This window comes from Cobetia sp. PDI-23MA, from assembly GCF_059507735.1.
In genome coordinates this window covers 2,514,821-2,527,135 of sequence record NZ_CM183352.1, presented here as the reverse complement: position 1 = coordinate 2,527,135, position 12,315 = coordinate 2,514,821, and the positions used below count along the sequence as shown (strand labels likewise).

The 12,315-nt window shown below is 63.1% G+C and carries 11 protein-coding genes and 1 pseudogene; 6 read left to right on the top strand and 6 right to left on the bottom strand.

The window, feature by feature from the left end:
* Positions 1-82: 82 nt before the first annotated feature.
* Positions 83-844 (bottom strand): TSUP family transporter, encoded by a 762-nt coding sequence (locus AC5WNJ_RS10685; protein ID WP_176677432.1) that lies wholly within the window; start codon positions 842-844, stop codon positions 83-85.
* Between the two features lie 937 nt (positions 845-1,781).
* On the opposite strand from AC5WNJ_RS10685, the gene AC5WNJ_RS10680 reads away from it, so the two are divergent.
* Complete coding sequence (locus AC5WNJ_RS10680) at positions 1,782-1,988, top strand: hypothetical protein (RefSeq protein WP_495929640.1); 207 nt, start codon at positions 1,782-1,784, stop codon at positions 1,986-1,988.
* A 256-nt stretch (positions 1,989-2,244) separates the two neighbouring features.
* On the opposite strand, the gene AC5WNJ_RS10675 is transcribed toward AC5WNJ_RS10680, so the two are convergent.
* A complete protein-coding gene (locus tag AC5WNJ_RS10675; RefSeq protein ID WP_253060890.1) occupies positions 2,245-2,817 on the bottom strand; it encodes a carboxymuconolactone decarboxylase family protein in 573 nt (190 codons plus the stop codon).
* Positions 2,818-2,882: 65 nt separating this feature from the next.
* On the bottom strand, positions 2,883-4,211 hold the full coding sequence (locus tag AC5WNJ_RS10670) for an aspartate aminotransferase family protein (protein ID WP_253060889.1): 1,329 nt from the start codon (positions 4,209-4,211) through the stop codon (positions 2,883-2,885).
* Between the two features lie 166 nt (positions 4,212-4,377).
* Between AC5WNJ_RS10670 and AC5WNJ_RS10665 the strand changes: the two genes are divergently transcribed.
* The 4 genes and pseudogenes from AC5WNJ_RS10665 to AC5WNJ_RS10650 form a co-directional block, all read left to right on the top strand.
* Positions 4,378-5,310, top strand: a complete 933-nt coding sequence (locus AC5WNJ_RS10665) for a MurR/RpiR family transcriptional regulator (protein ID WP_495929639.1) — start codon at positions 4,378-4,380, stop codon at positions 5,308-5,310.
* A gap of 178 nt (positions 5,311-5,488) precedes the next feature.
* Positions 5,489-6,895: an ethanolamine ammonia-lyase subunit EutB gene (locus tag AC5WNJ_RS10660; RefSeq protein WP_495929638.1), complete on the top strand. Its 1,407-nt coding sequence runs from the start codon at positions 5,489-5,491 to the stop codon at positions 6,893-6,895.
* A complete protein-coding gene (eutC, locus tag AC5WNJ_RS10655) occupies positions 6,892-7,752 on the top strand; it encodes an ethanolamine ammonia-lyase subunit EutC (RefSeq protein WP_495929637.1) in 861 nt (286 codons plus the stop codon). Before AC5WNJ_RS10660 ends, eutC begins: the two co-directional genes overlap by 4 nt.
* 102 nt (positions 7,753-7,854) lie before the next feature.
* Positions 7,855-8,109 (top strand): annotated as a pseudogene (locus AC5WNJ_RS10650) (ethanolamine permease); the annotation flags it as partial.
* Positions 8,110-8,219: 110 nt separating this feature from the next.
* Here the strand turns inward: AC5WNJ_RS10650 and thiE are convergent.
* Together thiE and thiM are read right to left on the bottom strand one after the other, a co-directional pair.
* Positions 8,220-8,843 carry a thiamine phosphate synthase gene (thiE, locus tag AC5WNJ_RS10645; protein ID WP_495929636.1) on the bottom strand — a complete coding sequence of 208 codons (624 nt, stop codon included), beginning with the start codon at positions 8,841-8,843 and terminating at the stop codon, positions 8,220-8,222.
* Complete coding sequence (gene thiM, locus AC5WNJ_RS10640; RefSeq protein ID WP_495929635.1) at positions 8,833-9,672, bottom strand: hydroxyethylthiazole kinase; 840 nt, start codon at positions 9,670-9,672, stop codon at positions 8,833-8,835. Before thiM ends, thiE begins: the two co-directional genes overlap by 11 nt.
* Before the next feature lie 415 nt (positions 9,673-10,087).
* Between thiM and AC5WNJ_RS10635 the strand changes: the two genes are divergently transcribed.
* On the top strand, positions 10,088-11,161 hold the full coding sequence (locus AC5WNJ_RS10635; protein WP_495929634.1) for an endonuclease/exonuclease/phosphatase family protein: 1,074 nt from the start codon (positions 10,088-10,090) through the stop codon (positions 11,159-11,161).
* 111 nt (positions 11,162-11,272) lie between these two features.
* Here AC5WNJ_RS10635 and yghX read toward each other — a convergent pair whose 3' ends face one another.
* A complete protein-coding gene (gene yghX, locus AC5WNJ_RS10630; protein WP_495929633.1) occupies positions 11,273-12,160 on the bottom strand; it encodes a YghX family hydrolase in 888 nt (295 codons plus the stop codon).
* Between the last annotated feature and the right edge of the window lie 155 nt (positions 12,161-12,315).

The following is a 12,315-nucleotide window of genomic DNA, read 5'->3' as shown; positions in this document are numbered from 1 at the left end:
TGGGCAGTCCCTTTCTTGTTTGACTGGCTTTGTCGTGTCTTGGCGTTCTTGCGGGGAATCAGGCAGCGCGGCGGCTAGCGAATCAGATCAAGCCCTTGAGGATCAGGTTGCCACTGGCGATCAGCAGGATGGCGTATGCCATCTGACGCAGGTGGGTATCGCTCAGGGGCGGAGGATAGCGGCGAGCGAGTTCAGTAAAGCCGATCACGACGAAGATGCCGGCTGCTCCGATCATCAGCAGATCCTGGAGATGTTCTCCAGCGCGTCCGGGAGATGCGATGGACAGCCCCATACGTACCAGTCCCCCGAGCAGAAATACGCCGAACAGGGTGCAGCGGATCGCGATCAGGGTCATCGGTTGGCGATAGAGCATCACGACCAGCGGGGGGCCGTTTGCCGCAAACAGTCCACCCATCAGACCGGACAGCCCCCCGGCGAGGTGAAAGTGCCAGCGCGGGGATAGCGTGCTGCGCGGCGTGGGCTGGACCAGCAGTGCCACGCAGGCGATCAGGATGACGATGCCCAGCAGCATGCCCAGCAAGGGCGTATGTGCCTCACCCAGCCAGCTGGCGAGAAAGTAACCGACCGGCAGCAGCGGCAGGCTGGTCATCAACAGACGCCGAGCCAGAGTGAGGTCGATCTCACGCCAATGGCCGCGTAGTGCCATGGTGTTGTTGAACAGGCTGAGCAGAGCGCACAGCAGAGCAGCACTCTCTATTGGCAGTACATTGAGGGTCGCCAGCAGGCCCATCACGATCAATCCGAAGGCGAAACCGGTCAGGGTCTGGATATAGCTGGCGAGTGCCAGGCTCATCATGATGGCGACAAGTTGCCAAGGCTCCATGAAGTCTCCGTGGGCAAGGGGGATAGAACAGAAAGGGCAGGGCGGCGCTGGCTCCGTCATGCGCACCGCCTGCCATCATAGCCTGCATTGCGCCCCGGCAATATGACACTCGCGCAAAGTACTCACCTTGATGTGCGTCACACAAGGCCGCGGGCATGATGGCTTTGATTGCATTGGCTCAATTGGCGGGGCGCATTTCAATAGTCCTGATTGTCAGTACCTGGCATGAGTTACCGGAGGATTGGCGCATAAATGCTCATGATTTCGGCGTTTGGCGACAGCGCAGCTTGTTTGGGCTGGGGGATTATTGGTCTGTGGTCAACGGCGGGGCAGGAAGTGTCACCATTTGCTGCTGTTTTCTGTCACTCCCTTTCTCACGAGCGGTCATCCCTTGAGAGATCACTGCTCAGGGTGAGGTCGCTCACCTGTTCGTCCTCAGTGGCCAGGCCATCCGCGGAGGCTCCCTGACGCGCAAGCCGTTCAGCAACCAGGAACTGGGCAAGTTTCACCGCAGCTCGGTCAATCCCTGCGTCACTGGCTGGCTGTGCGAAGCGGCCAATGTCGAGTCTCTCGAGCAGCAGATGCAGGGCTGTCTGCAGCACACACTGGATATCAAGTTGCGTAAGTCAGTACTCGCTACTTCGTGAGGAGGGTTGATAACATATTGATATTGTTGGATTTTGGTCAGAAAGATGAAGAAAATCGTTCTCGACGGTTGGGCAAATATCAGGAACTGCTGCTGGATTTAACGCGCACAATGGCCCCGCGAGTGAGAGTGACAGGCGCCTGCCTGGGGAGCGCAATCGGTCGGGACAGTGCTTCTTCTGGCAATGACACACCGCGTGTCGCTGAACAGGCCGTCTCGCTGGAACGCGATCGATCGTTATCAAAGGGAAGGATGCCCGTGAATACCCTCAACAGAGAGCGGAATGTCGTCATGAGTGGATATCGTTTCTGCACCCAATGCGGGGGCGCCAGCGTACATCGCGTAAAACGCCAATGGTGGCAGCGACTGGCCGGCAAGGCGCCGCTCTATCACTGTGAAGATTGCGGCATCATCCATCGCGTCTCGACTGAGGCAATCACTGCCAGCCGGACGAGCAAGCAGGACGCTGAGTCGTCGCACCCGATTGCTGACCGCTGATCCAGTCTTCAGGTGCCAGCACTGAGCTATTGTCCAGTCACGCCTGTCAATGTCACCCCGATATGCTGATGGCCAAGGGCATGGATCACGCGTAACTCATTGGGCAGCGGGCCGATCACCGCCACTTCCGTGTGCTCGTCACCACTCATCGAGTGGTCATCTTGTTGTGATCGAGGTGTTGTCATCCTGGCGTCGATATCGAGGCGCCGTTATCGGGGTATTCGCGCCGCAATCCAGGCCCTTCAAGACACGCGCTTCAAGTTCGGCTTGGCTCCTCGAAGGGTAGCGGGATGTCATCATCGCGCCGGACGGCGAAGACATTCAGCGTCATGGCCACCAGGGCGTAATATCCCAGCACCCCGACCAGCTCCACCACCACGGTTTCGCCGAACATCGCGACGGCCTCGCCGTAAAGTCCATCATCGACACGCCGCTCGGCGTAGAGGGCGCGGGTGATGCGATAGACCAACCGCTCATCGTCTTTTTCAAACGCGGGTTCACGCTCCTCGCGCAGCGCCGTGATGACCTCGGGCGCGAGGCCGGCCTGCTCGGCGATCGGCGCGTGAATCTGCCATTCAGCCTGGGATTTCCACCACACCGCCGTGGTGAGAATCGCCAGTTCGCTGAGGCGCAGCTCGAGGCCGGTGGCGTAGCGACAGAAGGCGCCGAGGCGCTGGGCATGATCGGCAAGCTCGGGACTGTGGATCCAGGCCAGGAAGGGGCCGTCCAGATTGCCGCGCGGGCCGCTGAGAATCTCGGCCAGCACCTCGCGCTGAGCCGCGCTCATGCTGGCGTCATCCAGTTCGGTCAGACGCGATGTGATCGCCATGAAAGTCACTCCATTCAAATCCATTCAAAGATCGTGGGGCAGGCAATGGGTCGGCAGCTGAGCCGTCACAGGCTGGCCAGGGTGGTATCGATGGCACGCCCCAGCTTGGCGGTGAGCTCGTCCAGGTGCGACTCCTGCAGAATGAACGGCGGCGCCAGCAGGATGTGATCGCCCCGGCGGCCATCGAGAGTGCCGCCCATCGGATAGCACATCAGGCCTTCGGCCATGGCGGCCTTCTTGAGCCGGGCGTGCAGCTTGAGGGCCGGATCGAAGGGGCGCTTGCTGTCGCGGTCCGCCACCAGTTCCAGCCCCTGGAAGAGGCCACGACCGCGGATGTCGCCGACATGGGGATGCTGCGCGAAGCGCTCGTTCAGGCGCGCCTTGAGCCCCTCGCCGAGGACGTTGACACCCGTGAGCAGGTCGCGGGTTTCGATGGTCCGCTGGACGGCAAGGGCCGCGGCACAGGCGGTGGCATGGCCGATGTAGGTATGGCCGTGCTGGAAGAAACCGGAGCCATTGGCGATGGCATCACGGATGCGCTGGCTGACCAGGGTCGCGCCGATTGGCTGGTAGCCGGCGCCCAAGCCCTTGGCGATGGTGATCAGGTCCGCCGTGACACCCTCCTGCTCGGCGGCGAACAGACTGCCGGTGCGCCCCATGCCGCACATCACCTCGTCGAGAATCAGCAGCACGCCGTAGCGGTCACAGACCTCGCGGATGCGTCTGAAGTAGCCCGGCACCGCCGTGACGGCGCCCAGGGTGGCACCCACGACGGGTTCTGCCACGAAGGCCATCACGTTCTCGGCGCCCAGACGCAGGATTTCCTCCTCAAGTTCCGCGGCGAGACGAATGCCCATCGCCTCGGGCGTCTCGTCGGGCTGCTGGTCCCGATAGGCGTAGCAGGGGCTGACGTGGCTGACGTTGATCAGCAGCGGCTCGAATTGCTGACGGCGCCAGGCGTTGCCGCCGGTGGCCAGCGCACCCAGCGTATTGCCGTGATAGCTCTGGCGCCGCGCGATCAGATGCTTGCGCTGCGGCTGACCGATCTCGACGAAATACTGACGGGCCAGCTTGAGCGCCGCCTCGACCGCTTCCGAGCCGCCGGAGACGAAGTAGACCGAGTCGAGCCCTGCGGGGGCGCGTTCGATGAGAAAGTCGGCCAGCTGCTCCATCGGGTCACTGGTGAAAAACGAGGTATGCGCGTAGGCCAGTTGGCTGACCTGATCCTTGATGGCCTGCGCCACCGCCTCGTCGCTGTGCCCCAGACATGACACGGCTGCACCACCGCTGGCATCCAGATAGCGGCGTCCCTCGCGATCGACGATGTAGGGGCCATCGCCCTTCACGGCGGTGGGATACTCCTGATTGAGGTTGCGATGCAGTACGTGACTCATGTGGGCTCCGTGGCGGCAGGGGTGCGAACAATGAGTGCAAATATGGAGTGCATTTTTGGTTTATGCAATAAATGATTGCATATGGTCGCTTGTGCCTTCGGACTCGACCGGCCAGAGATGCTACCGTTGCCGCCAACTTTCCTGTCCCTTGCCAAGGAGGTATCCCATGCCCCTATCCGCCCGAGCCCCCGGGCCCACATCCCCTGACTCGCCACCGGAGACCTTGGAGGGCTTGAAGCAGTTGCTGGCGGCGATCGATCGTCGTGAGGTGGATATCCGCCTCGGCGCGAGTTCCCGGCGCGTGCTGGCGGTGCTGATCGAGTCCCCGCAACGCACGGCGGTGTCTTCCATCAGCCAGCTGGCGGAGCTGACCGGCGTGAACGCCTCGACCTTCTCGCGTCTGGCCCAGCGGCTGGGCTACGAGGGCTTCAGCCGGTTTCAGGATGTCTTTCGCCAGGCGGTGACGGATGGCGAGCATTTCTACAGCCAGCAGGCCTCGCAGCTGCTGGCGCGAGACGCCGATAGCAGCGCCATGGCCCAGCTTGCGCGGCTGGGGCGTCAGGAGAGCGCCAACATCCTCAGCATGCTGGAGAGGGTGGACGCCGCGGTCTTCGAGGCCGCGACCACCTTGCTGGCCGAGGCGCCGCGCGTGCGCCTGCACGGCATGCGACAGTTCAATTCCCTGGCACTGTTCATGGCCTATGGGCTGGGGATGCTGCGCTCGGACGTGGCACCGCTGGACGCCAGTCGCCAGGGCGTGGCGGATGCGCTGGCTCAGCTGACGGCGGGTGATGTGCTGGTGGTGGCCAGTTGCTTCCCCTATACCCCGAGCGTGGTGGCCTGTGCCGAGGTGGCGGTGGAGCGTGGTGTCGAGGTGATTGCGCTGACCGATTCGGCCAGTTCTCCGCTGGAGCCGCTGGCGCGCTACAGCTTCCATGTGCCCAATCACAGCCTTTTTTATAGCAACAGCATGAGCGCCTTCATGTTCCTCGCCGAAGGCCTGCTCAGCGAGGTGGCCAGCAAGCTGGGTGAGGCCGGGGTGGCCTCGCTCAAGCAGCGCGAGGCGATCATCACGAAGCTGGGGGGCGCACGCGGCTGACCCCCGCGACTCACTGCACCGAGCGTGAACGCGGGCATGCACCATAGTGGTGCTAGCGCAGCCCTATGCAATGCGGCTTCAAGGCGCATGCGGGACCAAAGAGGCATGGAGGGAGATTGGCGTGATTCCTGCAAAACGACTGAGATGAAATGACATCCGTCAGGGCAAGGAATTTTCCATGAGCCGCGAGTACCGTTACACCCTGGGCAGTCAGGTCCATCGTTTTGCCAATCTGGCCGAGCTGATGGCCAAGGCGACGCCCGCCCGCTCCGGAGATCGTCTTGCTGGCGTGATCGCGGAAACCGCCGAGGAGCGAGTCGTCGCTCAGCTGTGTCTGGCGGAGTTGCCCCTCAAGACCTTCCTCGAAGACGTGCTGATTCCCTACGAACAGGACGACATCACCCGCCTGATCATCGATGAGCATGATCCGGTGGCGTTCCTGCCGATCGCGCATCTCACCGTCGGTGACTTCCGCAACTGGCTGTTGAGTGATCTCGCGACGCCGACGATGCTGGCGCAGGTGCGTGCCGGCATCACTCCCGAAATGGCTGCCGCGGTCAGCAAGTTGATGCGCAATCAGGACCTGATTCTGGTCGCCAGGAAGTGCGAGGTGGTCACGGCCTTTCGCAATACCATCGGCAAGAGCGGCCATCTCTCGACCCGCCTGCAGCCCAACCATCCCACCGATGACGTCACCGGCATCGCGGCCAGCATTCTCGATGGGCTGCTCTACGGCAACGGCGACGCCGTGATCGGCATCAATCCGGCCACCGACAACGTGGTCCAGAGCATCAAGCTGATGCGTCTGATGGATGAGGTGATCCAGAAGTATTCGATTCCCACCCAGTCCTGCGTGCTGACCCACGTCACCAACACCATTGAATGCATCGAGCAGGGCGCCCCGGTGGATCTTGTCTTCCAGTCCATCGGCGGCACCCAGGCCACCAACGAGAGCTTCGGCGTCGAGCTCTCCGTGCTGGCGGAGGCACAACAGGCCGCGCTGTCACTCAAGCGCGGCACGGTGGGCGACAACGTGATGTATTTCGAGACCGGCCAGGGAAGTGCGCTGTCCGCCGATGCCCATCACGGCCTGGACCAGCAGACCTGCGAGGCGCGCGCCTATGCGGTGGCCCGCAAGTACTCACCGTTGCTGGTGAACACCGTGGTCGGCTTCATCGGCCCCGAGTATCTGTTCAATGGCAAGGAGATCATCCGCGCCGGCCTCGAGGACCACTTCTGCGGCAAGCTGCTGGGCCTGCCGATGGGCTGCGACATCTGCTACACCAATCATGCCGATGCCGATCAGAACGACATGGATACTCTGCTGACGCTGCTCGGGGTGGCGGGCTGCAACTTCATCATGGGCATCCCCGGCTCGGATGACATCATGCTCAACTATCAGACCACCTCCTTCCACGATGCCCTCTATGCCCGGCGGGTACTGGGCCTGGGCCCGGCGTCCGAATTCGCCGCCTGGCTCGAGGAGATGCAGATCTTCACCGATGTCGCCCAGCAGAAGCTGCCCACTGACATGCCGTCCTGCTTTGCCGATTCCCTGCGTCAGGTATCCGGAGGTGACGCATGAGCCATGACCAGCCCTCTGCTGACGCACTCTCACGCAGCCTCGAACCCGATGCCATCGTCACGCCCAATGCCTGGCAGCGGCTTGGCCAGTTCACGGATGCGCGCATCGGCCTTGGCCGTGCCGGCATCAGCCTGCCAACCAATCGTTCGTTGGAATTCCAGCTGGCGCACGCCCGCGCCCAGGACGCCGTCCACCTGCCGCTGGAGATTCCCCGGCTGATCGAGGACCTCAATCAGCTCACAGCGCTCGAGAATGCTCCGCAGATCCAGCGACTGCACAGTCGCGCCGTGGATCGCACCACCTATCTGCAACGCCCCGACTACGGGCGGCGTCTCTATGAGGCGTCGCGTCAGCAGTTGTCCGGCCTCGCAGCGGAGCCTGCCGATCTGGCCATCGTGGTCGTCGATGGGCTCTCGTCTCTGGCGGTGCAGAACAATGCTGGGCCCTTCATCGCGGCACTGCTGGAGGCGCTGGCAGAAGACGGGCCGGATGCCTGGTCATTGGCACCGATCAGCGTGGTGGAGCAGGGGCGGGTCGCGATCGGTGATGAAGTCGGTGAGCTGCTCAAGGCGAGGGCGGTGCTGGTGATGGTCGGCGAGCGTCCCGGCCTCAGCTCTCCGGACAGCCTCGGCCTCTATCTGACCTGGCAGCCGCGCGTCGGCCTGAGCGATGCCAGCCGCAACTGCATCTCCAACGTGCGTCCGGCAGGGCTCGACTTCGCCATGGCCGCCCAGCGTCTGCACTACCTGCTGCGTGAGGCACGCAAGCTCGGCCTCACCGGCGTGGGTCTCAAGGATAGAAGTGGCGACAACTCGCTGGAGAGCGGAGGCGGTATCCAGAACTTCCTGCTGTCCTGACGGGACGGCAGCGCAGCAGCGGGAAACTCCCGATCCAACAATGACAATGCTTGACGGCAACAAGGCGGCACCATGACTTGCGACACGCATCACGACACGAATGAGCAGGACTATCTGGCGCGTCTCAATCGCATGCCGGGCGGCATCGTAACGTCCGCCATCGCGCTGGTGCTCTCGCTGATCGCGCTGACCGGGGTCTATGCCTTCGATCCGCGTGCCTTCAATTACACCCTGGTGCTGTTCGTGGTGGGCATCGCCTACTATGCCATCTTCAGCCGTCATCGACTGGTGGCGAAGACCGCCGAGGAGGAGTTCGCGCTGGTGGCGAATGCCGAGAGTGACCTGGCGACCAGCTGATCCGCTCAAGCAGTTCAATCAGCTCAAGCCCTCAGGTAGCAAAGACGCCGACGCCCGCCATGGCTGACCATGGCGGGCGTCGGCGTCTCTATCTGACGGGCGGGATCCGATCAGAAAGGATACTGCGCCAGGAATTGCTGGGCGGCCGCGGCGGGGTCTTCGGCACTGCACAGCGCCGAGACGACGGCGAGGCCGTCGGTGCCGCTGGTCATGACTTCACCGGCATTGGCCAGCGAGATACCGCCGATGGCGACCGTCGGTAGCGGGCTTGAGCGCACGAGCTGCGTGAGCCCCTCGATGCCCAGCGGTGCGGCATGATCCGGCTTGGTCGGGGTGGCATACACCGGGCCGAGGCCGAGGTAGTCGATGCGTTCGACGTCGACGACCTTGAGCTGCTCAAGCGTCTGGACCGACAGGCCGATCAAGGCGTCCTCGCCGAGACGGCGACGCGCCTCGATCGGATCGCCATCGCCCTGACCGATGTGCAGGCCATCGGCGCCACTGGCCAGCGCGACCTCGATGCGGTCATTGATGATCAGCGGCACCTCGTACTCGTCCAGCAGCGCCTTGAGGCGGATGGCCTGGGCGATCATCTCCTCGTCGCTGGCGTGCTTGTCGCGCAGCTGCACGACACTGACGCCGCCGCGCACGGCGGCCATCACGGTGGCTTCCAGGCCACGCTCGGCGCACAGCGCAGGGTCGGTGACCAGGTAAAGGGATAGATCAAGTGACATCGGTCAGCTCCAGACGAGAGGCTAGCAGGGTGGAATCGGCGTCGAGAGTATACAGGGCATCCATGAAGCGTGGCACGAAGCTGCCCGGGCCTTGCGCCGACTGGCCCGCCGTCTCACCGGCCTCGGCGTAACAGGCCAGCGCGGCGGCGCTTGCCTGCAGGGTGTCGTCATGTCCGTCGAGGGAGGTGGCGAGGAAGGCGGCGACCACGCTGCTCAGCGCGCATCCCATGGCGGTGACGCGCCCCATCAGCGCATGGCCACCTTGAACCGTGAGTTGCCGCTGGCCATCGGTGACGACATCGACACGGCCGGTCATCGCCACCACGCAATTCTGCGCGCGCGCCAGCGCGACGGCGGCCCGACAGGCGCGCTCCTGCGCATCCTCACCATCATCGCCGCTGTCCACGCCGCGGCCCTGATTCATCTCACCGGCCAGCGCCAGCACTTCGGAGGCATTGGCGCGAATCACGCTGGGACGATATTCCAGCAGCGCGCGGCACGCATACTGGCGCAGGCTGGAGGCGCCGATGCCGACGGGGTCCAGCACCCAGGGTTTGCCATCGCGGTGGGCGCACATCGCGGCCAGCTGCATGGCCTCGATCCAGCTGGGTGACAGGGTGCCGATATTGATCGACAGCGCCGCACTGATGGCGGAGATCTCCTGGATTTCCTGCTGCGCATGCGCCATCAGCGGCGAGGCGCCGATGGCCAACAGGGTATTGGCGGTCGGTGTCATCGCGACATGATTGGTGATGTTGTGCACCAGCGGCGTGGTCTGGCGCAGCTGATTCAGCAGGCTGCCGGGAGAAAGGGATGACGATGGGGTCATGGGATCTCGTGACTGGAGAAAGGAAGCATCAGCGCTCGAGAGTAAAAGCGGGCGCTGAAAGGTCAAGTGGCAAGGTCCGGCGCTGACGGTGGCGTGACGCGCTAGCTCCCTGTCATTTATCAAGAGTCTCGCAAAGGATAATAAATAATATCGTGGTTCTATAAACCTTGACGACAAGTCCATAAGATACCGTCTCTTAGGGTCTTTTGTGTACGAGTCATCAGTCAAGGGTCACGCAGTGATACGGATAGGTCAGCGCGGTAGCGTCAGCAATACGGGCAGCAGTCACCTGGATATCGCTGGCAACAGCAGCACGAGCAGCACGAGCAACAACAGCAAGCACCCGCGCGGCCGGCAGCCCTCTGATGGCTCTCGGCTTGAGCGGATTGTCAGACGGGTGGCGCTGGCGCTGGCAGTGCCCGCACTGCTGGGCGCTGCGGCCAGCAGTCAGGCGGATGCGGTGATCGCCAGCTGGAATCTCAAGCATGCCGGCTGGAACAACGGTAAGCATCTCGAACAGGTCGCGGCGGTGGCGAGCCATATGGATCTGATCGGTCTGCAGGAGGTGATGAAGGAGGAGGTCGTCAGCGAGCTCGAACAGCAGCTTGAAGCCCTGACCGGCGATGAGTGGGACAGCCTGGTCAGCCATGCTGTCGGGCGCAGCACCTATACCGAGCGCTACGCCTATCTGTATCGCGACAAGACGATCGCCTATCAGGGCGGGGCTACCGTCTATCTCGATCCCGAGGATGTGTTCTCGCGTGAGCCACTGCTGGCCACCTTCATCGAGAAGGACAGCGGGCGGGCCTTCAGCGCCGCCAACGTGCATATCGTCTATGGCGACAGCAAGGCGGATCGCGCGCCTGAAATCCGTACGCTGGCGGATATCTACGACCTGATGAAGGAAATCTCGCCCGGCACCCCGGCGATCATCATGGGTGACTTCAACATGGCACCGGACGAGCCTGCCTGGGGAGACCTGCGCACCCTCGGCCTGCGCCCGCTGATCACCGAGGGCGCGACGACGCTCTCCAAGACCGATGGCCGCTATGCCTCGCTCTACGACAACATCTGGTATGTGCCGAGCGAATGGCCCAGCGCCAGCGGCGATGTGTTCCGCTTCCCGGACTATCTGGGTATCAGTCATGAGGCGGCGCGTGCCGATGTCTCCGATCACGCCCCGATCTATCTGTCGGTGACCGGCGAGACACTGGCGTTGCTGCCGCTGGACGGTGGCCAGCCGCAGGCGGCGGGCACAGAGGTGGCCAGTCGTGTATCCAACGTCTCCAGTTCGGCGAGTCAGACCTGTATCGACCTCAATACCGCCAACGCCGATCAGCTGGATCGGCTGCCCAACATCGGGCCGGCACGCGCCGCCGATATCATCCGGCAGCGCCCGTGGAGTTCCAGCGGTCAGCTGACCCGCATCAGCGGCATCGGCAAGGGCACGCTCAGCGAGATCGTCGCCAGCGGCATGCTGTGCAGCTGAAAGACGGCCCGATGGTGTCATGACATGCTCATGACAAGGCCCGCACCCCAAGGATGAAGCATGGGGTGCGGGCCTTGTCGTTCAGAGAGGAGTCAGATTGCGTCGAGCGGATCAGGTCAGATACTTGGCAAACCACTCAAGCGTTCTGTCCCAGGCGAGCCTGGCGGCCTGTTCGTCATAGCGTGGCGTCGAATCGTTGTGGAAGCCGTGGTGGGTGTCGGGGTAGATGTAGGCTTCATAGACCTTGTCGTGCTCCTCAAGCGCGGCTTCATAGGTGGGCCAGCCGGCATTGACGCGCTCATCGTGCTCCGCATAGTGCAGCAACAGCGGGGCCTGGATGGCGGCGACTTCCTCGGCGCGCGGTTGGCGGCCATAGAAGGGCACGGCACAGGCAAGCTCCGGATAGGCCACGGCGGCGGCATTGGAGACGCCCCCGCCGTAGCAGAAGCCCGTGATGCCGATCTTGCCGGTGGTGCGGTCCTCGCTCATCAGGTAATCGATGGCGGCGAAGAAGTCATTCATCAGCTTTTCGGGGTCGATCTGTGCCTGCAGCTCCTTGCCCATGGGGTCATTGCCCGGATAGCCGCCCACCGAGCTCAGTCCGTCCGGGGCCAGCGCGATATAGCCGGCCTTGGCCACGCGGCGCGCCACGTCCTCGATATAGGGGTTGAGGCCACGATTCTCATGCACCACCACCACACCCGGCAGCGGGCCGCTGGCCTTGGCGGGTTTCACCAGATAGGCGCGCACCTCGCCGTGGCCCTCGGGGGACGGGTAGGTGATGTATTCGGCGACGATGTCGAGGTCCGTGAACTCGACCTGGGAAGCCAGCGCGTAGTCGGGGCTCAAGCTTGCCAGAATCGAGGTGGCCGTCATGCCCGCGACGGCAAAGGCCGCCGCGCGATCCAGAAACTGGCGGCGAGTGATGTTGCCATGCACATATCCGTCGTACAGCTCCAGCAACTCGGGAGCAAAATCCTTTGCAGTGAGGCGGGCCATGTCAGACTCCTGGGCAAGAGAAGGGGCGAGTGAGCTTTGAACATAGCAACCCGTCATGACGCTACCAAGTTTTTGCCGGCCTGTTCACCGAGTCTGTCATTTTGTGAGCCTGACATTTGCTGAGTCAGGTATTTGCCGAGTCAGGTATTTGCCGA

Coding starts and splice junctions, on each gene's coding strand:
- AC5WNJ_RS10685 (WP_176677432.1), bottom strand. CDS start 844: ATGGAGCCTTGGCAACTTGTCGCCATCATGATGAGCCTGGCACTCGCC.
- AC5WNJ_RS10680 (WP_495929640.1), top strand. CDS start 1,782: ATGAGTGGATATCGTTTCTGCACCCAATGCGGGGGCGCCAGCGTACAT.
- AC5WNJ_RS10675 (WP_253060890.1), bottom strand. CDS start 2,817: ATGGCGATCACATCGCGTCTGACCGAACTGGATGACGCCAGCATGAGC.
- AC5WNJ_RS10670 (WP_253060889.1), bottom strand. CDS start 4,211: ATGAGTCACGTACTGCATCGCAACCTCAATCAGGAGTATCCCACCGCC.
- AC5WNJ_RS10665 (WP_495929639.1), top strand. CDS start 4,378: ATGCCCCTATCCGCCCGAGCCCCCGGGCCCACATCCCCTGACTCGCCA.
- AC5WNJ_RS10660 (WP_495929638.1), top strand. CDS start 5,489: ATGAGCCGCGAGTACCGTTACACCCTGGGCAGTCAGGTCCATCGTTTT.
- eutC (WP_495929637.1), top strand. CDS start 6,892: ATGAGCCATGACCAGCCCTCTGCTGACGCACTCTCACGCAGCCTCGAA.
- thiE (WP_495929636.1), bottom strand. CDS start 8,843: ATGTCACTTGATCTATCCCTTTACCTGGTCACCGACCCTGCGCTGTGC.
- thiM (WP_495929635.1), bottom strand. CDS start 9,672: ATGACCCCATCGTCATCCCTTTCTCCCGGCAGCCTGCTGAATCAGCTG.
- yghX (WP_495929633.1), bottom strand. CDS start 12,160: ATGGCCCGCCTCACTGCAAAGGATTTTGCTCCCGAGTTGCTGGAGCTG.